Genomic DNA, 26329 nt, shown 5'->3' on the forward strand with positions numbered 1-26329 from the left:
GCCCAGGTGCTCAGTCAGCTCAGCGTCCAAAGCTCGCTCGACCAGCAGCTTGGTCAGTTGCTTGAGCAGGCCGTTCTCGCCGATGAGGTCTTCAGGCTTCTTGTAGTTAGCCAGCAGGCCAGACAGCAGTTCTTCGGGTACGTCGTGTTTCTTGGTGCTCATTGTGCTTACGGACAGGCCGGCTTGCGCCGGCGGTGGATTGTCCGTTTACACAAAATTCTGCACACCCTCTGCCCCGGGGATCACCGGAAGGCAGATAAATCTGAATGGTTTGCGGGCGAAGCATTATTTGCCCCAGCTGTCCTTCAACCCCACCGCCAAGTTAAACACCGGCTTCTCTGCTTTGTGGTCCACCCGGTCCGCCACAAAGTACCCATGCCGTTCAAACTGAAACTTATCGTCCGGCTTGGCATTGGCCAATGAAGGCTCCACGATGGCCGTCACCACCTTCAGGCTGTTCGGGTTCAGGCTGTCCAGGAAGTTTTTGCCGCCTGCGTCGGGGTGGGCGTCGCTGAACAGGCGGTCGTACATGCGCACTTCGGCGTTCACGCCGTCGGCCACGCCTACCCAGGTGATGGCGGCCTTGACCTTGACGCTGTCGGCGCCGGGGGTGCCGCTCTTGGTGTCGGGCACCACGGTGGCCAGCACTTCGGTGATGTTGCCGTCAGCGTCCTTGGTGCAGCCGGTGCATTCGATGACGTAGCCGCCCTTCAGGCGCACCTTGTTGCCGGGGAAGAGGCGCTTGTAGCCCTTGGGCGGCACTTCGGCGAAGTCTTCGCGCTCGATCCACACTTCCTTGCCGATGGTGAAGTGGCGGATGGGCGATTCGGTGCCTTCGGGTGGGTGGGGCAGGGCGGGCAGTTGGCAGGGCTCCAGGTGGCCGGGGCCCATCACTTCGTCCCAGTTGGTCAGCACGAGCTTGACGGGGTCGAGCACTGCCATGCCGCGGTGGGCTTTGGCTTCCAGGTCTTCGCGCAGGCAGCCTTCCAGGGTGCCGTAGTCGATCCAGCTGTCGGACTTGGTGACGCCAATGCGCTCAGCAAACATCTGGATGGCGGCGGGCGTGTAGCCGCGGCGGCGCAGGCCGACGATAGTGGGCATGCGGGGGTCGTCCCAGCCGTTGACCTTGCCTTCGTTGACCAGTTGCGCCAGCTTGCGCTTGCTGGTGATGACGTAGGTGAGGTTCAGGCGCGCAAATTCGTACTGCTTGGGCGCGGGGGCGGCGAGCAGGCCGCCTTCGCACAGGCGGTCCATCAGCCAGTCGTAGAAGGGGCGCTGGTCTTCAAATTCGAGGGTGCAGATGGAGTGGGTGATTTGCTCCAGCGCATCTTCAATGGGGTGCGCGAAGGTGTACATGGGGTAGATGCACCAGGCATCGCCCGTGTTGTGGTGGGTGGCGCGGCGAATGCGGTAGATGGCCGGGTCGCGCATGTTGATGTTGGGCGAGGCCATGTCGATCTTGGCGCGCAGCACGGCGGCGCCGTCGGCCAGCTTGCCGTCGCGCATTTCGCGAAAGCGCGCCAGGTTTTCGGCCGGGGTGCGGCTGCGGTACGGGCTGTCCACACCAGGTTTGCCGAAGTCGCCTCGGTTGGCGCGCATTTCTTCGGGGGTTTGCTCGTCAACGTAGGCGTGGCCGGCTTCGATCAGGTACTCCGCCGCGCGGTACATGAAATCGAAGTAGTTGCTGGCGTAGTACAGATGGCTTTCGTTTTTGTCGCCAAAGTGGCTGTCCCAGCCAAAGCCGAGCCATTGCACGGCGTCGAGGATGGAATCGACGTATTCCTTTTCCTCTTTTTCGGGGTTGGTGTCGTCAAAGCGCATGTGGCACACGCCGGCATAGTCGCGAGCCAGGCCGAAGTTCAGGCAGATGCTTTTGGCGTGGCCCACGTGCAGGTAGCCGTTGGGCTCGGGCGGGAAGCGGGTGCGGATTTTGGCTGGGTCGGGCTCGCCTGCCGCATGGTGGGCTGCGTCACCCGGGCCGCCCCCCCAGCGGCGGCTGGCGTAGGTGCCTGCGGCAAGATCGGACTCGATGATCTGGCGCAGGAAGTTGCTGGGGCGGATGGCGTCTTTGGCGTTTTCGATGGGGGTGGTGGAGCTCATGCAGCAATTTTAGGCCGGGGGCTGCGTACGTCCGGAAACAAGCGTAAAGCCGTTTTCTGACATCCTTTCGGGCATGTCGCGCGTTATGCGTGGTGTGGGCGTGGCACCCAGCCTTCTGGGGCCCACGCTTTTACCCTTTGCAAGGAGACTTTCATGACACGTACCCGTTCTCTGTTCGCCATGGCCGCTGCCGCGGGCGTGGCTTTGGCTGCTCTGGGCGGTGCACCTGTTGCGCATGCCCGTGGCGATGTGACTTGGAGCGTCGGAGTCGGCGTGCCAGGTGTGGTCGTTGGTGCGACCAATGGTTACCCAGCCTACGTGGCGCCCCCCCCGGTGTATTACGCACCGCCGCCCCGTGTGGTGTACACGCCGCCCCCGCCGGTGTACTACACGCCGCCGCCCCCGCCAGTGGTCTACGGGCCAGGCTACGGTTATTACAACCGCGGCCATCGCCACCATCACCACCACGGTCATGGCCATGGCCATGGTCACGGTGGTGGGCGCCACCGGGATTGATGGGGCTTCCCGGAGCTAGTGAGCGTCTTGTAAAGAGCGGTGCTGGACCAGAGCTGCGGTTAGCGCAGCACCAGCACCGGAATGTGCGAGTGCGTGAGCACGTGCTGCGTTTCGCTGCCCAGCAGCAGGCGTTTCAGGCCTTTGCGTCCGTGCGAGGCCATGACGATCAGGTCGCACTTGTGCTTCTTGGCCGCAGCGATGATGGCCTCGGCCACCAGGTCTGATTTGGCGAGTACAGCCTTGACTTCCACGCCCTCGCCTTCGCCCATGTCGCGGACCTTGTCCACCAGTGTCTGGGCGGCATCGCTCCACTGTTTTTCAACCCGCTCGATGTCGGCGCTGTCGATGGGCAGGCCGCCCTCGAAGTAGTTGCGCGGGTAGCGGGGGATTACTTTCAAGGCCACCACTTTGGCGCTGCTGAGCCGGGCCAGCGCCAAGCCACTGGCCACGGCTTTGTCGGACAGGGGCGAGCCATCGGTGGCGATCAGAATGCGCTTGTACATGGTGTGCTCCTTGTGTGCGATGGGGGAAGCGGTGGCTAAAACCAACGGCTAACTTTCCCATAGCTTAAGCGCGAGTGAATTGGTCGTCTTAATACACATCAATTTTGGGAACAGAATGTCACGGGAGCTACACTCCGCGCATGTCCCAAGTCAAAGCCGATCCGCCCGCAGCAATGCCGGTGGGAGACTCCTCTGCGCCAGTGTCGTCCGCGGCGTTGCTGGACGATCCGCAGGAGTGGGGCTCGTTTGGGCGTCCGGCGGGTGAAGTGCCTCAGGACCCTGCTCAGGCAACTGTCTGGGATTCGCAGGTGGTGCTTGAGGGAATGCACTGCGCTGCCTGCGCCCTCACTATTGAAGAAACCTTGCGCGCCGTGCCAGGTGTGGAGCGTGTCGAGGTTAGCGCTGCCACGCGCCGTGCGCGCGTAGTCTGGCGCCCCTCCCAGGTGCGGCCATCGCAGTGGATGGCGGCGGTGCAGAAGGCCGGTTACCAAGCTTTACCCGCCATGGATGCCCACGCGCGTGATCGGCGCGTGGCTGAGAACCGCAAAATGCTGTGGCGCTGGCTGGTAGCGGGCTTTTGCATGATGCAAGTCATGATGTATGCGTGGCCTGCATATGTGGCGCAGCCGGGCGATCTTTCTTTGGAAATGGAGACCTTGCTGCGCTGGGCCTCCTGGGTGATCTCGCTGCCGGTGGTGTTGTTCGCCTGTGGGCCATTCTTTACCAGTGCGCTACGCGATATCCGCTTGCGCCGCGTCAGCATGGATTTGCCCGTAGCGCTGGGCATGCTCATCACCTTTGCCGTCAGCACGGCAGGTACTTTCGAGCCAGCCGGGCTTTTTGGCCACGAGGTGTTCTTCGACTCGTTGACCATGTTCGTCTTTTTCCTGCTCACGGGGCGTTGGCTTGAGTTGCGTTTGCGCGACCGTACGGCGGGTGCGCTGGAGTCGGTGATGAACCGCCTGCCCGATAGCGTGGAACGGTTGGTGGCTGACGGCCGGTTCGAGCGCGTGGCTGTGCGCCGTCTGGTCGTTGGTGACGTGGTGCGCGTTTTGCCTGGCGAAGCTTTCCCTGCCGATGGCTGCATTACACGCGGCAGTACCCAAGTCGACGAAGCCCTGCTAACGGGTGAGTCGACACCGGTGGCAAGGGCCGAGGGCGCCAGCGTGACGGCGGGCAGCTACAACCTGCAGGCAGCCGTCGAGGTGCTCGTGCAGGGGGTGGGGGAGGGAACACGCTTTGCGCAAATCGTGGCGCTGATGGAAAGCGCTTCGCTGCAGAAACCCCGCTTGGCCCAACTGGCTGATCGCATCGCGCGGCCATTCCTGGTGGGGGTGCTGGTGGCTGCAGGCTTGGCGGCCGTCTGGTGGTGGCCTACCGATCCGGGCCACGCACTCATGGTGGCGGTCGCTGTGCTGATCGTCACCTGCCCATGTGCCTTGTCGTTGGCAACGCCGGTGGCCATGCTTACTGCTGCGGGCACACTGGCCCGTCATGGTGTGTTGGTGCGCAACCTGCAGGGCCTTGAGGCCTTGGCTGCGGTGGATACCCTGGTTTTTGATAAAACCGGCACGCTCACCCGCGATGGCATGGCGCTGCAGGCCGTGCATCCTGCGCAAGGTTTGGCGGCGCAGCAGGCTTTGGCCTGGGCTGCGGCGTTGGCTAGCCATTCCATTCACCCTGTCTCGCGTGCTGTGACTGCAGCCTGGGACGCCTTAGGGGTGGAGAAGCCTGTGGTGACAGCAGAAGCCGTTCAGGAACTGTCCGGAAGGGGGCTGGAGGGCCTGGTCAAAGACGCTTCCGGTACGCTGCGCAAGTTGCGGTTGGGTTCGCCTCAGTACACGGATGCAGAGTTGTCTGGAGACAGTGTGCAGCAGCAGGTGGTGCTGGCCGAAGAGCGTGTGGATGGTTGGCATACGCTGGCGCACTTTGATTTGCACGAGGACGTGCGCCCTGAAGCTGCCGCCGTAGTGCGCCAGCTGCAGCAAGACGGTGTCCAGGTTTTGCTCTTGTCTGGAGACCGTTCCTTGGCGGTGCAGCGCGTAGCGCAGCAGGTAGGCATCGTCGAGGCCCACGGTGGCTGTACGCCGGGAGATAAGCTGGCGCGCATGCAGGCGGCCCAGGCCCAGGGGCGGCATGTGGCGATGGTGGGTGATGGCCTGAATGACGGTCCTGTGTTGGCTGGCGCCCATGTTTCCTTCGCCTTTGGGCGTGCGGTTCCGTTGGCGCAAGCACGCTCTGATTTTGTTGTGCTCGGCGATCAACTGGCTTTGGTGCCGCAGACCTTGCTGCTGGCGCGTCGTACCTTGCGCATCGTGCGGCAAAACCTGTGGTGGGCTGCCTGCTACAACGCCCTCAGTGTTCCGCTGGCCGTGGTGGGGTGGATGCCGGCTTGGCTGGCGGGGCTGGGCATGGCGGCCAGTTCTCTGTTGGTCGTTCTCAATGCTGCGCGCTTGTCGCGGCGCCTGCCTGAAATCAATGTGTCGCCTGTGGGGGGCGCGTCAGCGGCCCCTGCTCAACCTGTCTGGGAGATGGCCTGATGGACATCCTGTATCTGTTGGTTCCCCTGTCCGTGGTGCTGGTGCTTTTGATCCTCTTGGCCCTGTGGTGGGCCGTTTACCGAGGGCAATTCGAAGGCGTCGAGCAAGAGGGGGAGCGCATTTTGCGAGACGGTTGACGTGCGTCAACCCGGTCTTGCCCTGGCTCAATAACATTTTTGCTGCAATCAAAGAGGTACCAGATGGATTCACCAAGTACAAATGTAGCTGCGCATTACAACGACACGGTAGTGCGCCAGTTTTCTATCATGGCCGTGGTATGGGGGGTGGTTGGCATGCTGGTGGGCGTATTTATCGCCGCACAGCTTGCATGGCCCGAGCTCAACTTCGGCATTCCATGGCTAAGTTATGGCCGACTGCGTCCGTTGCACACGAATGCGGTGATCTTTGCCTTCGGCGGTAGCGCGCTGTTTGCCACGAGCTACTACGTGGTTCAGCGTACCTGCCAGACGCGCCTGTTCGCAGGCCCCCTGGCGGCCTTTACGTTCTGGGGCTGGCAGCTCGTCATTGTGGCGGCCGCCGTCAGCCTTCCGCTGGGCTACACCACCGGCAAAGAGTACGCAGAACTCGAGTGGCCCATTGATATCCTGATCGCGCTGGTCTGGGTGTCGTACGCCATCGTGTTCTTCGGCACGGTGGGCACCCGCAAGGTGAAGCACATCTATGTGGCTAACTGGTTCTATGGCGGCTTCATCTTGGCGGTGGCTTTGCTGCACATCGTCAACAGCGCAGCCATCCCGGTGAGCTTCATGAAGAGCTACTCGGCATACGCTGGTGTGCAGGACGCCATGGTGCAGTGGTGGTATGGCCACAACGCTGTGGGCTTCTTCCTGACCGCAGGCTTCCTGGGCATGATGTACTACTTCATCCCCAAGCAGGCTGGTCGCCCGGTGTACTCGTACCGTCTGTCGATCGTGCACTTCTGGGCGCTGATTTTCACGTACATGTGGGCCGGTCCTCACCACCTGCACTACACCGCATTGCCTGACTGGACCCAGTCGGTGGGCATGGTCTTCTCGCTGATCCTGCTGGCACCCAGCTGGGGTGGCATGATCAACGGCATCATGACCCTGTCGGGTGCATGGCACAAGCTGCGTGACGACCCCATCCTGCGCTTCCTGATCGTGTCCCTGTCGTTCTACGGCATGTCTACGTTCGAAGGCCCGATGATGTCCATCAAGACGGTGAACGCACTGAGCCACTACACCGACTGGACCGTCGGTCACGTGCACTCCGGTGCCCTGGGCTGGGTGGGTCTGATCACCATGGGTTCGCTGTACTACCTCGTACCGCGTCTGTTCGGCCGCGAGAAGATGCACTCCATCAAGGCTATCGAGCTGCACTTCTGGCTGGCGACGATCGGTATCGTGCTCTACATCGCCGCGATGTGGATTGCCGGTGTGATGCAAGGCCTGATGTGGCGCGCCATCAACCCCGATGGCACCTTGACCTACACCTTCGTTGAGAGCGTGAAGGCAACTTATCCCTTCTACGTAATCCGTGCGCTGGGTGGCCTGTTGTTCCTGGGCGGCATGTGCATCATGGCCTGGAACGTCTGGATGACTGCCATTTCTGGCCGTTCGGTCAAGGTCGCCATCCCGGCAGTGAATCCGGCCCACGCCTGAACCCGAGGAGCATTACATGTCCCAAAATAACAACACTGCGACCGGCTTTAGCCATGAGAAGGTGGAAACCAGCAACTTTCTCATGATCGTTTTGATCGTGCTGGTGGTGGCTGTCGGCGGTTTGGCCGAGATCGTGCCGCTGTTCTTCCAGAAGTCCACCACCGAGCCCGTCCAGGGACTGAAACCCTACACGGCGCTTCAGCTCGCTGGCCGTGACGTGTATCTGCGCGAGGGCTGCTACAACTGCCACTCGCAGATGATTCGTCCCTTCCGTGCCGAGACTCTGCGCTATGGCCACTACTCGGTTGCGGGGGAGTTCGTTTATGACCACCCGTTCCAGTGGGGCTCGAAGCGTACCGGTCCTGATCTGCACCGTGTTGGCGGCAAGTACAGCGATGAATGGCATCGTATCCACCTGATCAATCCGCGTGATGTGGTGCCTGAGTCCAACATGCCTGCTTACCCCTGGCTGGAGAAGGCCACGGTGGATGCCGCCGGAATGGCTCCGCGCATGAGTGCGCTGCGCACCGTGGGTGTGCCCTATACCGACGAGCAGATCGCCGCCGCAGCCGAAGAGGTCAAGGGCAAGACGGAACTCGAAGCCCTGATTGCCTACCTCCAGAGCATGGGCCGTGCGCTCAAGTAACAGGAGCGGCCATGGACATCACCACCATGCGCATCACGGTCACCCTCGTCTCGTTTGCCTGCTTCGTGGGCATCTGGGTGTGGGCGTACTCGCGCCGCAACAAGGCACGTTTTGACGAAGCCGCGCAACTGCCTTTCGAGCAGGACTGAGTTCAACCGGAATGAGAACACCCCATGAGTGACTTCACTAGCAATTTCTGGTCGATTTATGTGACCGCGCTGACCCTTCTTGGCATCTTTGGTTGTCTGCTGCTGCTGTGGATCACAGCGCGCAAGAAAGTCGAGTCGACCGCCGACAACACCACAGGCCACGTCTGGGATGGCGACTTGATGGAAATGAACAACCCCATGCCCCGTTGGTGGATGTGGCTGTTTGTCATTACCTCCATTTTCGGCCTGGGCTACTTGGCGATTTACCCTGGATTGGGTAACTATGGCGGCCAGCTCGGCTGGTCTCAGCGTGCCCAGTACGACACCGAGGTCAACAAGGCCAACAAGGAACTCGAGCCGATGTATGCGCGCTTTGCGAGCATGAAGCCAGAGGATATGGCAGGCGATGCCCAGGCTATGGCCATCGGTGAGCGCTTGTTCATGAACAACTGCGCACAGTGCCATGGCTCTGATGCGCGTGGCAGCAAGGGCTTCCCGAACCTGAGTGATGGCGATTGGCTGCATGGCGGTACGCCCGACAAGATCCATGAAACCATCACCAAGGGCCGTGTCGGTGTCATGCCTCCCATGGCTGCTGCGGTAGGTTCTCCCGAGGATGTTCGCAACTTGGCCCAGTATGTGCTGAGCTTGTCTGGCAGCCCGCATGACTCGCTGCGTGCCTCGCTTGGCAAAGAGAAGTTCGGCGCTTGCGCGGCCTGTCATGGCATGGACGGCAAGGGCAATCAAGCCTTGGGTGCCCCTAACCTGACCGATGACATTTGGCTGCATGGCTGGGGTGAAAACGCTATCATCGCAATGATCAACAACGGCAAAACCAACGAAATGCCGGCGCAGGAAGGTAAGTTAACCGATGCGCAGATCAATGTCCTGACGGCCTACGTTTGGGGCCTGTCAAACAAACCGGGCGCAGCCCGGTAAACAAAAAGGCGGCACCCAGGTGCCGCCTTTTTGTTTCGCCCGACGATTTCTTCTGAGTTCATGACAAAGCCTTCCGGGAAGCATCGCAAAGTTATTCCCATAGCCCCCGCGGCCCCCAACAAGGAGGGAATGGCTGCTTCTTTTTATGAGGCACAGAAAAAGGTCTATCCGCGCTCCATCAGCGGCGTGTTTGCACGCTGGCGGTGGATCTTGGTGTTCCTGACGCAGCTGGTGTTCTATGGCCTGCCATGGCTTCAGTGGGGACAGCGGCAGTCGGTGTTATTCGATCTGGATGCAAAGCGCTTCTATCTTTTTGGTCTGGTTCTTTATCCGCAGGATTTCATCTACCTGACGGGTCTGCTGATCATTTCAGCGCTGGCGCTTTTCTTGTTCACAGCGGTGGCCGGGCGCTTGTGGTGTGGTTTCTCATGCCCACAGACGGTCTACACAGAGATATTCATGTGGATCGAGCACAAGGTCGAGGGCGACCGCAGTGCCCGCATGCGCCTTGACAATGGCGGCTGGACGTTCGAAAAAGTCCGCAAAAAGTCACTGAAGCAATTTCTTTGGGTAGCGGTTTCGTTGTGGACGGGTTTTACCTTCGTAGGCTACTTTGTCCCGATTCGTCAGCTTGCCGGGGAGCTTCTGGCGTTACAAGGTTCCTGGCAGATTTTTTGGGTGTTGTTCTACGGATTTGCCACGTACGGCAATGCTGGTTTCCTGCGGGAGCAGGTGTGCAAGTACATGTGCCCCTATGCGCGCTTCCAGAGTGCGATGTTCGACAAAGACACGCTGGTAGTGAGCTATGACCCTGTTCGCGGGGAGCCTCGCGCGCCACGCAACAAGAGTGTTGATCACAAGGCGCAAGGCTTGGGCGATTGCATTGACTGCTCTCTGTGTGTGCAGGTGTGTCCTACGGGCATCGACATTCGCCATGGCCTGCAATACGACTGCATAGGCTGCGGCTTGTGTGTCGATGCATGTAATACCGTGATGGACAAGATGAAGTACCCTCGTGGCTTGATACGCTACACCACGCAGAACGGAGTCGCGCAAGGGTGGACGAGTCGCCAGATGCTACGGCGTGTGCTGCGGCCCAGGGTGTTGATCTATTCCACGGTGCTGCTGGGCATCAGCGTAGCCATGGTCTTTAGTCTCATGGCACGCACTCCGCTGAAAGTGGATGTGGTGCGTGACCGTGCAGCGCTCTCGCGTATCGTTGCAGGTGGGCGGTTGGAGAATGTCTACCGTCTACAGATCATGAACGCGACCGAAACGTCTCAGCGCTATCGCATCAGTGCGCAGGGCCTCGATAGCCTCGAGGTGGTGTCGGAATCGGAGATCGTGATCGAGCCTGCGCAGTCGCGCTGGGTCGCTGTGCGCTTGCAGATTCCTTATGGCACTGCTCCGGCAGGCTCGCATACGGTGCATTTCGATATTGAATCGATGGGCGAGAAGCCTGCACATGTTCAGGAAAAAGCGGTGTTCCTTGTGCCTCGTTGAGGCGAGGGATGCCCTGGATTGCAAAGGAGCTTATGCATATGACTACAACAGCCTCTTCCGGTAAAACTCCCCAGGCGCAGCCATGGTGGAAGTTTGGCCATGTATGGATGCTCATTGCCGGGCCTGCCATTGTGGTGGTTGCAGGGTTTGTAACCCTGTGGCTTGCCATGAGCCGCCCCGACCCCGTGGTGGCCGAGGACTACTATCGCCGCGGAGTCGAAATTAATAAGACCCTGGCCCAACCAGAGCAGAGCCTTGCTCCAGCCATTGCTGGGCGCAACCATGCGGCCACTCCGGCAGAAGATCAGCCTCGTTCGCGTTGAGGGAAGGGGCTCTCTCCGGTGCTTACCGGAGAGCCATCACTGGCAGGGTTGCTGGTTGTTCACCAGGCGCCGGAGGGCGTCGGTATTGAGAATCTTCACGTGCCGTTGCTTGACTTCCACGGTTCCATCCTCGACGAATTTAGAGAACGTGCGGCTTACGGTTTCAAGCTTCAGCCCGAGGTAGCTGCCGATCTCCTCGCGAGTCATGCGCAGTACCAGTTCGGACTGGGAGAATCCACGGGCGTGCAGCCGCTGGACGAGGTTCAGCAGGAATGCCGCCAAGCGCTCCTCCGCGCGCATGCTCCCAAGCAGTAGCATCACGCCGTGCTCGCGCACGATTTCGCGGCTCATGATCCGGTGCACGTGGTTTTGCAGCGCGGTGACCTCGCGTGACAGCTCCTCAATTCGGTCGAAGGGCATGACGCAGACTTCCGCGTCTTCCAGAGCCACTGCGTCACAGGTATGGTGGTCGTTAACGATGCCATCCAAACCAATGATTTCTCCCGCCATCTGAAATCCCGTCACCTGATCGCGTCCATCCTCGGTGGCGACGCAGGTTTTGAAAAAACCTGTACGGATTGCGTAGAGCGAGGCGAATGCTTCACCGTTACGGAACAATGTGCCGCCTCGTTTGATTTTGCGCCGTGTCGCGACGATGTCATCAATGCGCTGCAACTGTTGGTCGTTCAAGCCCATGGGCATGCACAACTCTCGCAGATTGCAATTGGAACAGGCAACTTTGATGGTGGATTGAAAATTCATGTCGACAAAGACCAATTTTTGGCCTTGGGCGTAATCGTTTCAGCGTAAGCCCAGGATTGTCGGCCGCCAGAAAATGACTGACGTGCGTCAAATTGTCCCAGGGGACGTTGAAGGTTTAAATTGATTGAGGTCAAGATGTTGCGCCTGAGGGTACGGCATATTACCCTCGCACGCAAGGAATCCCGCTATGACCGCTGTCACCCCCGAGTTGCTGCGTCGTTTCGACGTATCCGGGCCTCGTTATACCTCATATCCCACCGCAGACAGGTTCGTTGAGGCCTTTGGCCAGGACGAGTACACCCTGGCGCTGCAGCAGCGCAAGTTGGGTACGTCGGCCAAGGCATTGCCCTTGTCGCTGTATGTGCATATCCCGTTTTGCGAATCGTTGTGCTACTACTGCGCGTGCAACAAAATCATCACCAAGCACCATGACCGTGCGGAGGTTTATCTTCGCTATCTGGCTCGGGAGATCGATTTGCACACAGCCCACTGCGGCCATGGGCAGGTGGTGAGTCAGTTGCACTTTGGCGGCGGCACGCCCACGTTTCTTTCCGATGAGGGCCTGCGGGAACTGATGGGAATGCTGCGCCGCAGCTTCTCTCTGGCACCAGGTGGCGAGTACTCGATCGAGGTCGACCCGCGCACCGTCACGGTCGAGCGCCTCGGGCTGTTGGCGGAGCTGGGCTTCAATCGCCTGAGTTTTGGCGTACAGGATTTCGATCCGGAAGTGCAGAAGGCCGTGCACCGTATTCAGCCCGCTGAACAGGTGTTTGATCTGGTTGCTGCAGCACGTCGACTGGGTTTTGAGTCGGTCAATGTCGATTTGATTTATGGTCTGCCGCGCCAGACGCCCGAGTCTTTCGATCGCACGCTGGCCCAGGTGGCAGAGCTGCGGCCGGATCGCATAGCGTTGTATGCATACGCCCACCTGCCAGAGCGCTTCAAGGCCCAGCGGCGCATCATCACGGCGGAGTTGCCTGGTGCATCGGCGAAAGTGAGCATGCTCGCACGCTCCCTGGATGCCTTCATGAATGCGGGCTACGTCTATGTGGGCATGGATCACTTCGCCTTGCCGGAAGATGCGCTTGCCGTCGCCAAACGGCAGGGGCGCCTGCATCGCAACTTCCAGGGCTACAGCACGCAGCCCGACTGCGACCTGATTGGATTGGGCGTCTCCGCGATTGGCCGTGTTGGCGCGACCTACAGCCAAAATGCGAAGACCCTGGAGGAGTACTACGACTTCATCGACCAAGGGCGTTTGCCTGTCGTGCGGGGGCTGGCGTTGTCGCGTGACGATCTGGTGCGGCGCACCGTCATCATGGCACTCATGTGCCAAGGGGAAGTCCTGTTTGAGCCGGTGGATCAGGCCTGGCTGATCGACTTTCGCACGTATTTTGCTGCCGAGTTGGAGCAGTTGCGTGAGATGCAAGGCCAGGGCCTGGTGCGTGTCAACGACGATGGCATCGAGGTCACGGCCCTGGGCTGGTTCTTCGTGCGGGGGGTCGCCATGGTGTTTGATCGCTACCTTCAGGCCGACCGCAATCGCGCACGTTTCTCGCGGATCATCTGAAGTCTGTGGACACGGCGTTTGTTTGGACGGCCCTGCTCATGGGGCTTACGGGTGGGCCCCATTGCCTCGCCATGTGCGCGGCGCCATGCCATGCCGTGGTTTCTGGCGGAAGCTCCTCCAAAGACGCCGTAGTCGCTGAGCAGGTGGTTCAGTGGCATGGGCGCAGTCGTGATGCCTTTAGCGGGCGGATGGTCTGGTTCCACGCAGGGCGGCTTCTCGGCTACGCCTTGGCCGGGGCGTTGGCTGCTTTTGCCATGGAGGGACTGGCTTGGGCGACGCAACAGGCGTGGTCACTGCGCCCGATCTGGACACTGACGCATGTGGCCATGCTGGCCTGGGGGCTTTTGATGATGCTGCAGGCGCGCCAGCCAGCCTGGGTGGAGCGGGCAGGCAGGGCCGTATGGCGAAGGGCGCAACCACTGGTGGCCATGCCTGGCGGCGTGCTCGCGGTTGGTGTCGGCTGGGCCCTTATGCCGTGCGGCCTGCTTTACTCGGCACTGCTCGTTGCCGCGTTGAGCAATGGCCCGGTGCAGGGCGCCTTGTCGATGCTGGGCTTTGCCGTGGGCAGTGGCCTGTGGCTCGTGGCGGGGCCATTGCTGTGGGGGCAGTTGCGTGCACGCCTGAACCGCTGGCGCGGAAGCTGGGGTACGCGCATTGCAGGTTTTTTGCTTTTTGGTATTGCTGCGTGGGCGTTGTGGATGGATTTGGTTTACAAGCCTTCGTTGTGGTGTCGTTGAGAACCCCGTACAAAACTGATGTTGCAAGCTCACACACTTGCAAGCAGTTTGCCTTTTGCACCGAGGGAAGTAGAGATAATCTGGCGAACTATTTCCAGCCGTCCGGAAGGCGACCCCAGGCGCGCATCCAGTGAGCCACTCTGTTCTTATCGATATCAGCCAACTGCGTATTGGCATGTACATCCAGCTGGACGTAGGCTGGATGCACCATCCTTTTCCCGTCAGCAGTTTTCGGGTGGCTTCGCTGGAACAAATCGAGGCGCTGCGCGCCTTGAATCTGGCCCAGGTTCGGTACTTTCCCTCCAAGAGCGATCCCGTAGTTGCCGAAGGTGCTGGCGAGCCCGATTTGGCGCACGAGTCTGCCGTGGTGGCAGACGCCAGTGTTCAGGCGCTCCGCCAGACGTTTGAGTTGCAGTGCCAAGAGCTGCAAACTTGTGAGCGTAGCTTTGGTGAGGCCACGCGCAGCTACCAGCAGATTAGCCAAGCCGTCGCCCAGCAGCCCGACCTGGCGCGCGACTTGACGGCCGCGCTTATAGGCAGTTGCGTGGATGAGCTATTCAGCCACGGAGATTCCGTGATCCGCCTGTTGTCCGAGGATGTCGGCGTGCGCAGTGCGCAGCATCCGGTGAATGTGATGGTGCTGTGCCTGCTGCTGGGGCGGGCGCTGGCGTTGCCGAACCAGGCGCTGCGTGAATTGGGCACTGCGGCACTCCTGCATGACCTGGGCAAGCAAGCGCTGCCATTGCATGTCAGTGAGCCTTATGCCCACCTGTCCGCAGGCGATCTGCAGCGCTATCGCAGCCACGTGGGCGAGTCCGTGGCGTTGGCGGAGCGCATGCGGCTGCCGGTGTCGGTGGTCACCGCCATTGCCCAGCACCACGAGCGAACCGATGGCTCCGGGTTCCCGTTAAGCCTGTTGGGCGAAGACCTTGGCCAGCACGGGCAAATACTTGCCTTGGTCAACCATTACGACCGCCTGTGCAACCCATCGCATGGGGGCGAGGCCCTCACGCCGCATGAAGCGCTGTCGGTCATGTTTGCACAGTGCCAGTCCAAGTTCGATCCCGTGCTGCTGGGGGCCTTTATTCGCATGATGGGGGTGTACCCCCCTGGATCCGTGGTGCAGCTCGTGAATGATGGGTACGCCATCGTCGTGTCCGTGAACTCCTCGCGCCCGCTGCGACCACGGATCGTGTTGCACGATCCGCAGGTGCCCAAGGAGCAAGCGCTGGTCTTGGATTTGGAGCGCGCCCCCGAGTTGGCGATTCGCCGCAGCCTGCGCCCGGCGCAGCTGCCACGCGATGTGCTGGACTATTTGTCGCCGCGCAAGCGGGTGTGCTATTTCTTTGAGCGCGCTGTAGGCCTGGGCGCCACCGAGGTGGGTGCCTGATGTTGCCCCTCAGCGCCTCCGCCTGGCAGACGGCCCTGGATGCGTTGTTTGAGGCGGTATGGCTGGTGCATGAACCCTCGCTGACGATAACGCTGGTCAACCGCGCGGCCTGCAAGCTCACGGGGCTGCCGTCCGACGCAATGCTGGGCCAATCGATGCAGCACATGGCTGCAACGCCGCAGGACCAGGCACTGTGGAGCACGGAAACCGCTACGGCACGCGATGGCTTTCAGTCCTTTACGCAGGTTTTGCGCAGCGACGGCAAGCTCGTGCCGGTGGAGCAGCGTGTGCTGCGCATCGCGCTTCCCGAGGGGCCGGCGCTGATGGTGACCATGCTCGACCGCAGCGAACAGCAGGCCAGCGAGCGGGAGCTGGAAACCCTGCTCTCAGAGCTGCGCGCCACGCTGGATTCCGCTGCGGACGGCCTGCTGGTGTGTGGCATGGATGGTGGTGTGCGCGCTTTCAACCAGCGCCTGGCCGCGCTGTGGAGCATGCCGAGCGAACTGCTCGTGCACCGTGACGATGCTGCGGTACAGCAACATATGGCAGAGCAGGTGATGGACGCCGCACTGTACCGCGAGCAGCTCGAGGCGATTGCCCGCGATCCCATGCATGAGAGCACAGACATCCTGACCTTGCGCTCCGGCTTGGTTGTGGAGCGTCGCTGCGTGCCGCAGCTTAGCCGTGGCTTGCCTATAGGCAGGGTATTCTCCTTTCGCGACATCACACGCCAGGCCGAGATTCAGGCGGGACTGCGCTTGGCCGCACGGGTTTTTGAGTCGAGCCTGGATGCCATCTTTATTGCCGATGGCCAGCACCGCCTCATGCGCATGAACCCCGGGTGCGAGCGCTTGGTGGGGAGGGGGGGCGTAGCCCTCAGCGGCCAGCCCGCAGCCGCCTTGTTTGATGCCGGTGCCGGCACGGATGTCATGGCCCAAGTGCTCGCCGGCTGGGAGCGCGAGGGCTTCTGGGAGGGCGAACTGCGCCTGCCGCGCGCCGCGGGGGAGGCCTGTGCAGTGCACTTGTCGTGGGTTGCCTTGCGCGACGACGGTGGGGCCATCGTGCAGAGCATTGGCTTCATGCGCGACCTTACGGCACAGCATGCGGCGCAAAAGCGCATCGAGGAACTGGCCTACAGCGACGCGCTCACAGGTTTGCCCAACCGCCTGATGCTGGCCCAGCGCGTCGAGCATGCGATTGACGAGGCGCGGCGCACGGGGGGCGGCTTTGCCATCCTGTTCTTGGATTTGGATCGGTTCAAGATCATCAATGATTCGCTGGGCCACCCGTTCGGTGACCGCGTGCTGCGGCTGGTGGCGCAGCGCTTGCAGGCATGCCTGCGTCAGGCGGACATGCTGTCACGCCTGGGCGGGGATGAATTCGTCGTCTACCTGGATGGCGGCGACGCCGCCGTGGCCGAAGGCGTAGCGCAGCGCATGATCGATGACTTGGGGCGCCCCTTTGCGCTCGATGGCATGGGGTTGTCCATCCAGTGCAGCATCGGCATGGCCCTGTTCCCGCAGGATGGCGACACACTTGATGACTTGATCAAGCAGGCGGACACGGCGATGTACCGTGTCAAGGAGCGGGGGCGCGGTGCCTACGGCTTCTACCAGCCGCAGATGAACGCGGGCCTGCTGTCGCACATGCAGCTGGAACATGCCATGCGCCAGGCGTTGCCGCATGGGCGCATGGCGGTGCATTACCAGCCCTTGGTGTGTATCGACACGGGCTGCATCGTCGGGGCAGAGGCGCTGCTGCGCTGGAATGACCCGGAGTTCGGGGCCGTATCGCCCACGGTCTTCATCCCCTTGGCTGAGGAGTCAGGCTATATCGTCACGCTAGGCGCCTGGGTGCTGGAGCAATCGGTGCGCGAGGCGGTGCAGTGGATGCGTGCGGGTCGCCCGGTGCGCCTGTCCGTCAACGTTTCTGCGCTGGAGTTTCGCCAGCCCGACTTTGTCGAGCGCCTGATGCGCCTGCTCGAGGCCGAGGGGCTGCCGCCTGCCTGGCTGGAGCTGGAAATCACCGAGACTATCTTGCTGCAGGATGCGCAGGAGATGGCCCAGCGGCTTGGCGCCCTGGCCGCTCTGGGCGTGGGGTTGGTGCTGGACGACTTCGGCACCGGCTACTCCAGCCTGGCCTATCTGAAGAAGCTGCCGATCCACAAACTCAAGATCGACCAGTCCTTCGTGCGCGGGCTGCCCGATGACGAGGGCGACCGGGCCATTGTCAGCGCCATCGTTAGCATGGGGCAGGCCCTGGGTATTGACGTCATCGCCGAGGGCGTGGAAACCGAGGCGCAGCGTGCTGCGCTCATCGGCATGCATTGCCAGCAGTACCAGGGCTATCTGTGTGCGCCGGCGCTGGAGGCTGGGGCGTTCCGTGCGTTCTTGGCGCAGCGGCAGGTCAAGGCGCTGCCCTTACTGCCGAGATAACTCTCTTTTTGATAGCTGCTAGCGCTTTCCTGCTAAGGCTTAGAGCCTATTTTTGCTAAAAGTACAGGATCAGGCTGCGGTCCAGCCCTTCCAAAGCATGTAGAGCGCCAGGCACATTAGCAGGCCGGCGAATACACGCTTGAGCTGCTGCACCGGCAGCGCGTGGGCGGCGCGTGCGCCCAGCGGCGCGGTGAGTACGCTGCAGGCAGCAATGGCCGCGAGGCCGGGCAGCCACACATACCCTAGCGATGCAGGGGGCAGGCCCGACACCGATTGTCCGCCGAGCACGTAGCCGATGACGTTGGCCAGCGCAATCGGAAAACCCAACGCCGCGCTGGTTGCCACGGCGGTGTGGATGGGCACGTTGCACCACGTCATAAATGGCACGCTGACGAAGCCGCCGCCGGCACCCACCAGCCCGGAGAGAAAGCCGATAACGCCCCCTGCCGCCGCTTGGCCGGCCGTGCCAGGCATCTGGCGCGCTGGCGCTGGCTTGCTGCCCTTGTACATCTGGAAGGCCGAGAAGCCCACGAACAGGCCAAAGAACAGCGCCAGAAAGCGGCCCTTGAGCAAGGCGAACACCCCCAGGCTGGCCAGCAGTCCGCCCAGTGCGATACCAGGCGCCAGGCGCAGCACCAGATCCCAGCGCACGGCGCCACGCTTGTGGTGCGCGCGCACACTGGAAATAGAGGTGAACATGATCGTCGCCATTGAGGTGGCGATCGCCATCTTCACGGCCAGATCCGGTGCCACCATGCGCTGGCCGAGGAAGTACGTGAGGAAAGGCACCAGCAGCATGCCGCCGCCGATGCCCAGCAGGCCAGCCAGGAAGCCAGTGCAAAGCCCGAGCGCCGCCAGTTGCGCAAGCAGGAGTGGGTCGATCATGGGAGGAGGATGTGCGTGCAGCCGCGCATTTGGGGCGGGCTGGAAAGAAAGGTGTCCGTGAATGCCACCGAGCCGGCATCCTGAACCGGGGGTTCAGGTGGGCGAGGGCAGCCAGGCGTTGGGTTCATCTGACGCGAGATGATCACGCTCACCAGGCAATGTACCAAGCCCGTGCTCAGAGAGCATTGGTTCAAGGAAATATAAAGCCCGGCAGCACCACGGACGACTCCATTGTAGGCCCAGATGGGGTCGCCCGAATGGGTCAAAAGAGCTGTCCGTCGGCCCCCAGGGCCTGGTCCAGACGCTGCGCCAGGGCTTGGGCGCGTTCCATGTCGTGTGCAGGGGCGTCTTCGCTGTCGCTGGGCGGCTGCGTGGCAGCTGCCAGGGCGCTTTCCCGGTCGGCGATCTCGAAGGCCATGTTCAAGGCTGCCAGCACGGCGATGCGCTCGCGCGCGCGCACCTTGCCCGCGTCGCGGATGCGGGTCATTGCCGTGTCCACGCGTTCCACGGCCTCCAGCAGGCGCGACTCGTGCCCTTCAGGGCAGGCCAGTAGATAGCTTTGCTGCAGGATCTGGACTTCGATCTGCTTCATTCCGGCTCCTTGTGCGGCGTGTTCTCTGGCAGGCGCTCCAGCAGTGCATCGACCCGGGCACGCGCGGCGTTGAGGCGCGACTTGAGTGCGTCACGCTCCTGTGCCAGGGTCGCCACCTGCTCGGACAGCAGAGCATTGGTGCGCCGCAGTTCGGCGTGGCGCAGCAGCAGGCGTTCGACGCGCTCGGCGATCAGATCGAAGGGGGACGGTGAGGCCATAGAACGAACGATTGTAGGCCTGCGCTGTGTGTAATTGCACGTAAAATCGCGCCCGTTGGTGCTCGCGGCGTGGTTCACAGGCCGCAGTTCAACGGGAAGCAGGGAGGAGACCCACCACGGGCTCTCTGTGCCTGCGCTGCCCCCGCAACGGTCAGCGGACGAGTCGCATCACGATTCCCTCTCCAGTACATAGCCACTGCGCGCCTTGAACAAGCGTTGCGGGAAGGCGCTGGAGTGTGTTCCGCCAGCCCGGATACCGGCCAACATGGAGGCTGCCTGCGCCTGGTTTCCAGTGTGTGCGCGGCTGTATCACCCAACGCTGGCGGGGAGGCCGGCACGGGTAACCCTGCTGACTCTGATTCCCTATGATGAATTCGTCCTTCCGCGCTGGCGCACTGCGTCCTGCCGCGCTGGCCCTGGCCGCCATGGCCGCCTGTACCGCCCAGGCCCAGGAGGGCTCCGCCCCCGCACTGAAAGAGGTCGTGGTCACGGCCACGCGCACCGCGCAGCCGTTGACCGACGTCGTGGCCGACGTGTCCGTCGTAGACCGTGAAACCATCGAGCAAAGCGGTGCCACCGGGCTGGGTGACGTGCTGGCGCGGTTGCCGGGCATCGAAATGGCCCGCTCCGGCGGCCTGGGCGGCGCGACCAGCATGTATGTGCGCGGCGCCGAGACGCGCTTCACCGCCGTCTACATCGACGGCGTGCGCGTCGATTCACAGGCCGGCTCGGGTGGCACCACCTGGGAGGCGATCCCGCTGGAGCAGGTCGAGCGCATCGAAGTGCTGCGCGGCCCCGCCGCAGCCATCTACGGCTCCGACGCCGTGGCCGGCGTGATCCAGATCTTCACCAAGAAGGGCGAGCCCGGCGTGGCCCCCTACGTGGGCGTGGGCGCCGGCACGCACGGCACCTACCGCGCCGAGGCCGGGGTGAGCGGCGCCAGCGGCGCGGTGGACTACGCCCTGGGCATTGCGCGCGAGACCAGCAAGGGCTTCAACGCCAAGAAGGACGGCAACCCCGACCGCGACAACCGCCACGCCACCTCCGCCAGCGGCCGCTTGGGCTGGCAGCTCAATACGGCGCACCGCCTGGAGGGCAACTTCCTCTACAACGACACCGACGGCGGCTACGACGTGAGCAAGACCGCTGACGACCGCAGCCTGCACCGCCTGCAGACGCTGGGCCTGAACTGGCAGGCGCAGTGGAGCGAGAGCTACAAGACGCGCCTGTCCGTCACCGATTCGCGCGACCGCTACGAGACCAAGCCCTCGGTCTACTTCACCGACACCCGCCAGCGCGGCTACCTGTTCTTCAACGAACTGCGCCTAAGCGCGCACCAGCAGCTGACGGCGGCGCTGGAGCGGCGCGAGGACGAGCTGACCAACGAGAGCGTCAGCAGCGGCACGCGCAACCGCTCGCAGAACGCGCTGGCGCTGGGCTGGGGCCTGCGCCTGGGCGCGCACACGCTGCAGCTCAACGCGCGCCATGACGACGACAGCGAGTTCGGCGGCAAGTCCACCGGCAGCGCGGCCTACGGCTTCGCCTTTGCGCCGAACTGGCGCGCCACCGCCTCGGCGGGCACGGCCTTCAAGGCGCCCACGCTGTACCAGCGTTTCAGCCTGTACGGCGACGACACGCTGCGCCCCGAAACCAGCCGCAACGTGGAGCTGGGCGTGAAATGGGCCGAAGGCGCGAACCACTTCTCGGCCACGCTGTACCGCAACAACATCAGCAACCTGATCGACTGGCAGGGCAATACCGGCACTTGTCCCGGCAACTCCGGCCCCTATCCGGGCTGCTACGCCAACGTGGGCAAGGCGCGCTACGAGGGCCTGACGCTGGCCGGCGCCTACCGCCTGGGCAGCGTGAACCTGCGCGGCTCGCTCGACCTGCAGAACCCCAAGAACCTCGATACCGGCAAGCAACTGGGCCGCCGTGCCAAGCAACACGCCGTGCTGGGTGCCGATACACGCCTGGCCGGCTGGACGCTGGGGGCCGAGGCGCAAGTCTCCGGCCGGCGCTACGACACCAACGCCAACACCACCGAACTGGGCGGCTACACCCTGCTCAACCTCTACGCCAGCACCCGCCTGGCGCGCGACTACCAGGTCGTCGTGCGTCTGGACAACCTGGCCGACAAGAACTACGAGCTGGCACGCAACTACGCCACGGCCGGCCGCACCTTGTTCGTCGGCCTGAAGTGGGCGCCCGCGCGGTGACAGCATGAGCCACGGAACACGCTGCCCGGCGCTGGTTGTCTCCGCTGTTGCCTCGGGGCAGGGCAAGACGTCCGTCACGGCCGCGCTGGCGCGCCTGCACGTGCGTCAGGGGCGGCGCGTGCGTGTGTTCAAGTGCGGGCCTGACTACCTCGACCCGTACTGGCACCAGCTCGCTAGCGGCGCGCCGGTGGAGCAGCTCGACCTATGGATGACGGGCCCCGCCGACTGCGCCGCACGCCTGCATGTCGCCGCGCGCGAGGCTGATCTGATCCTGGTCGAAGGCGTCATGGGCCTGTTTGACGGCGAGGACTGCGTGGCCGACCTGGCCCAGCGCTTCGGCATGCCTGTGCTCGCGGTGGTCGATGCTGGCGCCATGGGCGGCACGCTGGGCGCCATCGTGCACGGCCTGCGCCACTACCGCGAGGGTCTGCCCTGGGCCGGTGTGCTGGCCAACCGCGTGGCGGGCGAGCGCCATGCCGATATGCTGCGCGCCGGCCTGCGCGACGATGCCGACTGGCTCGGCGCGCTGCCGCGCCTGGCGCCGGGCGACGATGCGCGTGCGCCGCTGCTGCCCGAGCGCCACCTCGGCCTCGTGGCCGCACATGAGTTGCCCGACGCGCTGCAGCGCCTGGATGCGGCAGCCGATGCGCTGGCCGCCACGCCGCTGGGCCGCATGGATGTGCAAGCCCTGCAGCGCTTCGCGGTCGATTTCCCTGCGCCGCCGCCGCTTGCGAGCGTGCCACCGCTGCTGGCAGGGCGCACCGTGGCCGTGGCGCGTGACGCGGCCTTCTGCTTCATCTACCCCGGCAACGTGCAGACACTGCAGCAACTGGGGGCGCGCGTGGTGTTCTTCTCGCCACTGCGCGATGCTGCGCTGCCCGCCTGTGATGCCGTTTGGCTGCCCGGCGGTTACCCCGAGCTGCATGCCGAGGCGCTGGCCGCCAACGGCGCATTCCAGGCCAGCCTGCGCGCCCATGTGCAGGCCGGTAAGCCGCTGTGGGCGGAGTGCGGCGGCATGATGGCGCTGTGCGAGGCCATCACGCTGCACGACGGCCGCACCGTGCCCCTGTGGGGCCTGCTGCCCGGCCGCGTGGCGATGCAGCGGCGCCTGGCCGCGCTGGGGCCGCAGCAGCTGGCGCTGCCGCAGGGCTGCCTGCGCGGCCACACCTTTCACTACTCCGTCTGCGACAGCACGGCACCGGTCGAGGCGCGCACCGCGCGCCCGGGGCAGGACGCCGCGCCGGGCGCGGGCGAGGCCGTGTACCGCGTGGGCAGTTTGCGGGCGAGCTATTTCCACGCCTGGTTTGCCTCCAGCCCGCTGGCGACGGCCGCGTTGTTCGGCGCGGAGGGCGCATGAGCATGCCCCAGTCCATCGCGCGCAGCGAGCTGATCCTTGGCGGGCAAAAGAGTGGCAAGTCGCGCCGCGCCGAACTGCTGGCGCGCCAGTGGCTGGCGCAGGCGCCCGCGCACCGCGCGCTGCTCATCGCTACCGGCCAGGCCTGGGACGACGAGATGCGCGAGCGCATTGCGCGCCACCAGCGCGAGCGCGCCACGCGCGTGCCCGGCTTGGCCACGTTGGAGGAGCCGTGCGACCTTGCCGGCGCGCTTGCGCGCCACAGTGCGCCCGATACCCTGGTCGTGGTGGATTGCCTGACGCTGTGGCTCACCCACTGGCTGATGCCCGCCGCGGAGGCGCTGAGTCATGGGCCAAATCGGCCTCCAGGGCACGACTGGCAAGCGCAAGCAGCTCTTTTTTTTGAAGCAATTCGGCAGACCCCCGGGCCCGTTGTACTGGTGGGCAACGAAATCGGCCTGGGGGTCATTCCGATGGGGCGCGAGGTACGCGCCTTCGTCGATGCACTGGGCACACTGAACCAGCAGGCGGCCCAGGCCTGCGAGCGCGTTACCCTCATGGCCGCCGGATTGCCGCTTTTCCTGAAGAACCCATGAAACCCACACCCATCCGCCGCATTCTCTGGGTGCTCGCCATCCTGCTCGTGCTGGCCCTGCTCATGGCCGGGCTGGCGCGCGCCGAGCCCGTGCACATCACCGATGGCCGGGGGCGCGTGGTCACCATCGCCACGCCGCCGCAGCGCATCGTCAGCCTGATGCCGTCGCTGACCGAGAGTGTGTGCGCCCTGGGCGAGTGCCAACGCCTGGTGGGCGTGGATCGCTTCTCCAATTGGCCTGAGGCGGTGAAGAAGCTGCCGCAAATGGGCGGCTACATTGATCCGAACATCGAGGCGGTGGTGGCGCTCAAGCCGGATCTGGTGCTGGTCGCCAGCAGCATGCGCGCCAGCGAGCGGCTGGAGGCCCTGGGCCTGACCGTGCTGGCGCTGGAGTCCAAGACCCACGCCGAAGTGCGTCGCGTGCTCGTCGACGTGGCGCGCGCATTGCACCTGCCCGCGCCCCAGGCCGCCGCCGACCGGCTTTGGCGCGAGATTGACGCCGGCGTGCAGGCGGCCGTGCAGTCGCTGCCGCCCCAGGCGCGCGGCGCGCGCGTTTACTTCGAGGTGAGCCGCGGGCCGTACGCGGCGGGCACGGCATCCTTTATTGGTGAGACGCTGGCCAGGCTGGGCGCGGTGAACGTGGTCGCAGCCGAGCTGGGGCCCTTTCCGCGCCTCAATCCTGAATACGTGGTGCGCGCCAACCCCAGCGTCATCATGGTGGGCAACCGCAGCATGCAGCCCATGGTGATGTACCCCGGCTGGCAGGGCATCGAGGCCGTGCGCCGCCAGCGCGTGTGCGTGTTCGGGCCCGGCGAATCCGACGTGGTGGTGCGCCCCGGCCCGCGCATGGCGGAGGCGGCGCGCATCATGGCCCGCTGCCTGGCCGACAAGGCTGCATGAGCATGCCCACCCACCACCCCCGCGCCCTGTGGTGTGCCCTGTGGCTGCTGCTGGCCAGCGCTGTGCTGCTGCTTGCTGGCGTGGGCGTGGGCAGTACCGGTTTCGAGAGCGTGCTGCGCATGGCGGATGAGCCGGTGGCGCGCCAAATCATCTGGGACATCCGCCTGCCGCGCACGCTGGGCGCATGGCTTGCGGGCGCGCTGCTGGGCCTGGCGGGTGCCGTGGCGCAGGGGCTGTTTCGCAACCCGCTGGCCGACCCGTACCTGCTGGGCAGCGCTTCGGGTGCTGCGCTGGGCGGCGCGGTGGCGATGGCGTTGTTCGGCAGCTCACCGCTGGCCACACAGTGGCTGACGCGCGTGGGCGTCACGGGCATGGCCTTCCTGGGCGCGGCCGGGGCGGTGGGGCTCACCCTGCTGCTGGCCAAGGGCGTGCAGCACACGCTGCGCCTGCTGCTGGCGGGGGTGATCGTGGGCGTGGTGCTTGGCGCGCTGCGTGACCTGGTCGAACTGGCTTCGCCCGACATCCTGCAGTCCATGCAGTCGTTCACGCTGGGCACCACCAGTTTCGTTGGCTGGATGGCCTGCGCGCTCATGGCCGGGGCGTGGGGTGTGTGTTCGCTGCTGGCCTGGGTGCTGGCGCGGGCGCTCGACGGCCTGACGCTGGGCGAGGCCACCGCCGCCAGCCTGGGCCTGCCGCTCGCGCCGATGCGCGTGGGGCTGGTCGCGGCCCTGGCGCTGGCTACGGGCACGGCGGTGGCGCAGACGGGGCTGATCGCCTTCGTGGGCCTGGCCGCGCCGCACCTGGTGCGCTCCATCGTGCGCGTGACGCACGAGCGGCATATCGTGCTGTCGAGCCTGATGGGGGCCGTGCTGCTGCTGGCCGCCGACATCCTCGCCCGCTGGGTGCTGGCGCCGCAGGAGCTGCCCGTGGGCGTGCTCACCGCGGCGCTGGGCGGCACCTATCTGCTGTGGCTCATGCACCGGCGCACGGCGCAAGGCGGTGTGCTATGAAATCAATAGCTGTTTGCGCATGCCAGATAAGCGCCAGCATCGGAAATCGCTTGATATTGCAGGGCATCAACCTGCAATTGCCCGCCGGGCGCTGGACCAGCATCGTCGGCCCCAACGGTGCCGGCAAATCCACCTTGCTCAAGGTGCTGGCGGGCCTGCTGCCGGGCACGGCGGTGCAGGGTGAGGTGCAGCTGCTGGGCCGCCCGCTGGCGCAGATCCCCGCGCGCGAACGCGCCCGCCAGCTCGCCTGGCTGGGCCAGAACGAAGGCTCGGCCGATGACTTGACCAGTTATGACGTGGCCATGCTCGGCCGCCTGCCGCACCAGGCCTGGCTGGCCCCGCCCGGCGCGGCCGACCACGCGGCGGTGGAGCAGGCACTGCGCACCACCCAGGCCTGGGACTGGCGCCACCGCCCGCTGTCGCAACTGTCGGGTGGCGAGCGCCAGCGCGTGCTGCTGGCCCGCGCCCTGGCCGTGCAGGCGCAGGTGCTGCTGATGGACGAACCGCTGGCCAACCTCGACCCCCCCCACCAGACCGACTGGCTGCACACCATGCGCACGTTGGTCGATGCGGGGGGCACGGTGGTCAGCGTGCTGCACGAAGTGTCGCTGGCGCTGCAGGCCGACGACATGGTGGTGATGGCGGGCGGGCGCGTTCTGCACCAAGGGCCCTGCGACGCGCCCGCGACCCACGCCGCGCTGGAAGAGGTGTTTGACCACCGCATCCAGGTTCGGCATCTCGACGGCATGTGGATGGCGCTGCCATCCCTGCCGAACAAGAAAAGCCAGTGAACTGAGGGA

The 26329-nt window shown here is 64.0% G+C and carries 25 protein-coding genes, 1 pseudogene and 1 riboswitch; of the genes and pseudogenes, 19 read left to right on the forward strand and 7 right to left on the reverse strand.

Annotation, left to right across the window (positions count from 1 at the left end; translation table 11 throughout):
* Positions 1-162, reverse strand: a pseudogene (locus tag BN2503_RS20035) (IS256 family transposase); the annotation flags it as partial.
* Between the two features lie 123 nt (positions 163-285).
* Positions 286-2100, reverse strand: coding sequence for a glutamine--tRNA ligase/YqeY domain fusion protein (locus BN2503_RS10980; protein WP_054256706.1), 1815 nt, complete (start codon positions 2098-2100; stop codon positions 286-288).
* 153 nt (positions 2101-2253) lie between these two features.
* Between BN2503_RS10980 and BN2503_RS19380 the strand changes: the two genes are divergently transcribed.
* Complete coding sequence (locus BN2503_RS19380; RefSeq protein WP_074930320.1) at positions 2254-2616, forward strand: hypothetical protein; 363 nt, start codon at positions 2254-2256, stop codon at positions 2614-2616.
* Between the two features lie 59 nt (positions 2617-2675).
* Here the strand turns inward: BN2503_RS19380 and BN2503_RS10985 are convergent, their stop codons facing one another.
* Positions 2676-3119, reverse strand: a complete 444-nt coding sequence (locus BN2503_RS10985) for a universal stress protein (RefSeq protein WP_054256707.1) — start codon at positions 3117-3119, stop codon at positions 2676-2678.
* 140 nt (positions 3120-3259) lie between these two features.
* On the opposite strand from BN2503_RS10985, the gene BN2503_RS10990 reads away from it, so the two are divergent.
* From BN2503_RS10990 to BN2503_RS19385, 8 genes are all read left to right on the forward strand, one after another.
* Positions 3260-5659 carry a heavy metal translocating P-type ATPase gene (locus BN2503_RS10990; RefSeq protein WP_054256708.1) on the forward strand — a complete coding sequence of 800 codons (2400 nt, stop codon included), beginning with the start codon at positions 3260-3262 and terminating at the stop codon, positions 5657-5659.
* Positions 5659-5796 carry a cbb3-type cytochrome oxidase assembly protein CcoS gene (ccoS, locus tag BN2503_RS10995; protein ID WP_054256709.1) on the forward strand — a complete coding sequence of 46 codons (138 nt, stop codon included), beginning with the start codon at positions 5659-5661 and terminating at the stop codon, positions 5794-5796. The genes BN2503_RS10990 and ccoS overlap by 1 nt, the downstream gene beginning before the upstream one ends.
* Positions 5797-5859: 63 nt before the next feature.
* Complete coding sequence (gene ccoN / locus BN2503_RS11000; protein WP_054256710.1) at positions 5860-7302, forward strand: cytochrome-c oxidase, cbb3-type subunit I; 1443 nt, start codon at positions 5860-5862, stop codon at positions 7300-7302.
* Positions 7303-7318: 16 nt separating this feature from the next.
* Positions 7319-7948 (forward strand): cytochrome-c oxidase, cbb3-type subunit II, encoded by a 630-nt coding sequence (gene ccoO, locus BN2503_RS11005; protein WP_054256711.1) that lies wholly within the window; start codon positions 7319-7321, stop codon positions 7946-7948.
* Positions 7949-7959: 11 nt separating this feature from the next.
* On the forward strand, positions 7960-8097 hold the full coding sequence (locus BN2503_RS11010) for a cbb3-type cytochrome oxidase subunit 3 (RefSeq protein WP_054256712.1): 138 nt from the start codon (positions 7960-7962) through the stop codon (positions 8095-8097).
* A gap of 24 nt (positions 8098-8121) precedes the next feature.
* Entirely contained in the window at positions 8122-9036 is a 915-nt protein-coding gene (gene ccoP / locus BN2503_RS11015; RefSeq protein ID WP_054256713.1) for a cytochrome-c oxidase, cbb3-type subunit III, read from the forward strand.
* A 60-nt stretch (positions 9037-9096) separates the two neighbouring features.
* Positions 9097-10539 carry a cytochrome c oxidase accessory protein CcoG gene (ccoG, locus tag BN2503_RS11020; RefSeq protein ID WP_054256714.1) on the forward strand — a complete coding sequence of 481 codons (1443 nt, stop codon included), beginning with the start codon at positions 9097-9099 and terminating at the stop codon, positions 10537-10539.
* 38 nt (positions 10540-10577) lie between these two features.
* Positions 10578-10862, forward strand: coding sequence for a FixH family protein (locus BN2503_RS19385; protein WP_074930324.1), 285 nt, complete (start codon positions 10578-10580; stop codon positions 10860-10862).
* A 36-nt stretch (positions 10863-10898) separates the two neighbouring features.
* On the opposite strand, the gene fnr is transcribed toward BN2503_RS19385, so the two are convergent.
* Positions 10899-11624: a fumarate/nitrate reduction transcriptional regulator Fnr gene (gene fnr, locus BN2503_RS11025; protein WP_054256715.1), complete on the reverse strand. Its 726-nt coding sequence runs from the start codon at positions 11622-11624 to the stop codon at positions 10899-10901.
* Positions 11625-11811: 187 nt separating this feature from the next.
* On the opposite strand from fnr, the gene hemN reads away from it, so the two are divergent.
* The 4 genes from hemN to BN2503_RS11045 all read left to right on the forward strand — a co-directional run bounded on the left by hemN (position 11812) and on the right by BN2503_RS11045 (position 17756).
* Entirely contained in the window at positions 11812-13194 is a 1383-nt protein-coding gene (hemN, locus tag BN2503_RS11030; protein WP_054256716.1) for an oxygen-independent coproporphyrinogen III oxidase, read from the forward strand.
* 5 nt (positions 13195-13199) lie between these two features.
* Entirely contained in the window at positions 13200-13931 is a 732-nt protein-coding gene (locus BN2503_RS11035) for a sulfite exporter TauE/SafE family protein (RefSeq protein ID WP_139235457.1), read from the forward strand.
* A 130-nt stretch (positions 13932-14061) separates the two neighbouring features.
* On the forward strand, positions 14062-15321 hold the full coding sequence (locus BN2503_RS11040; RefSeq protein WP_074930318.1) for a cyclic di-GMP phosphodiesterase: 1260 nt from the start codon (positions 14062-14064) through the stop codon (positions 15319-15321).
* Entirely contained in the window at positions 15321-17756 is a 2436-nt protein-coding gene (locus tag BN2503_RS11045) for a sensor domain-containing protein (protein ID WP_054256718.1), read from the forward strand. The genes BN2503_RS11040 and BN2503_RS11045 overlap by 1 nt, the downstream gene beginning before the upstream one ends.
* 69 nt (positions 17757-17825) lie before the next feature.
* Here BN2503_RS11045 and BN2503_RS11050 read toward each other — a convergent pair whose 3' ends face one another.
* The 3 genes from BN2503_RS11050 to BN2503_RS11060 all read right to left on the reverse strand — a co-directional run bounded on the left by BN2503_RS11050 (position 17826) and on the right by BN2503_RS11060 (position 19451).
* Positions 17826-18641 carry a sulfite exporter TauE/SafE family protein gene (locus tag BN2503_RS11050; protein ID WP_054256719.1) on the reverse strand — a complete coding sequence of 272 codons (816 nt, stop codon included), beginning with the start codon at positions 18639-18641 and terminating at the stop codon, positions 17826-17828.
* A gap of 262 nt (positions 18642-18903) precedes the next feature.
* Positions 18904-19233, reverse strand: coding sequence for a cell division protein ZapA (locus tag BN2503_RS11055; protein WP_054256720.1), 330 nt, complete (start codon positions 19231-19233; stop codon positions 18904-18906).
* A complete protein-coding gene (locus tag BN2503_RS11060; RefSeq protein WP_054256721.1) occupies positions 19230-19451 on the reverse strand; it encodes a hypothetical protein in 222 nt (73 codons plus the stop codon). Before BN2503_RS11060 ends, BN2503_RS11055 begins: the two co-directional genes overlap by 4 nt.
* A gap of 41 nt (positions 19452-19492) precedes the next feature.
* Positions 19493-19730, forward strand: a riboswitch (cobalamin riboswitch).
* Between the two features lie 86 nt (positions 19731-19816).
* Here BN2503_RS11060 and BN2503_RS11065 point away from each other — a divergent pair.
* The 6 genes from BN2503_RS11065 to BN2503_RS11090 are packed head-to-tail and all read left to right on the forward strand — an operon-like array spanning position 19817 to position 26320.
* Complete coding sequence (locus BN2503_RS11065) at positions 19817-21670, forward strand: TonB-dependent receptor domain-containing protein (RefSeq protein ID WP_054256722.1); 1854 nt, start codon at positions 19817-19819, stop codon at positions 21668-21670.
* Between the two features lie 4 nt (positions 21671-21674).
* A complete protein-coding gene (locus tag BN2503_RS11070; RefSeq protein WP_054256723.1) occupies positions 21675-23027 on the forward strand; it encodes a cobyrinic acid a,c-diamide synthase CobB in 1353 nt (450 codons plus the stop codon).
* Positions 23028-23029: 2 nt separating this feature from the next.
* The gene (locus tag BN2503_RS11075) at positions 23030-23620 is read left to right on the forward strand and encodes a bifunctional adenosylcobinamide kinase/adenosylcobinamide-phosphate guanylyltransferase (protein ID WP_233495055.1); all 591 of its coding nucleotides are present in this window, start codon (positions 23030-23032) and stop codon (positions 23618-23620) included.
* Complete coding sequence (locus tag BN2503_RS11080) at positions 23617-24519, forward strand: ABC transporter substrate-binding protein (RefSeq protein ID WP_054256725.1); 903 nt, start codon at positions 23617-23619, stop codon at positions 24517-24519. The genes BN2503_RS11075 and BN2503_RS11080 overlap by 4 nt, the downstream gene beginning before the upstream one ends.
* Before the next feature lie 2 nt (positions 24520-24521).
* Positions 24522-25529: a FecCD family ABC transporter permease gene (locus tag BN2503_RS11085; RefSeq protein ID WP_434799880.1), complete on the forward strand. Its 1008-nt coding sequence runs from the start codon at positions 24522-24524 to the stop codon at positions 25527-25529.
* Positions 25526-26320 (forward strand): ABC transporter ATP-binding protein, encoded by a 795-nt coding sequence (locus tag BN2503_RS11090; RefSeq protein WP_054256727.1) that lies wholly within the window; start codon positions 25526-25528, stop codon positions 26318-26320. The genes BN2503_RS11085 and BN2503_RS11090 overlap by 4 nt, the downstream gene beginning before the upstream one ends.
* Positions 26321-26329: the final 9 nt, after the last annotated feature.

This window comes from Paenacidovorax caeni, from assembly GCF_001298675.1.
GTDB classification, from domain to species: domain Bacteria; phylum Pseudomonadota; class Gammaproteobacteria; order Burkholderiales; family Burkholderiaceae_C; genus Paenacidovorax; species Paenacidovorax caeni.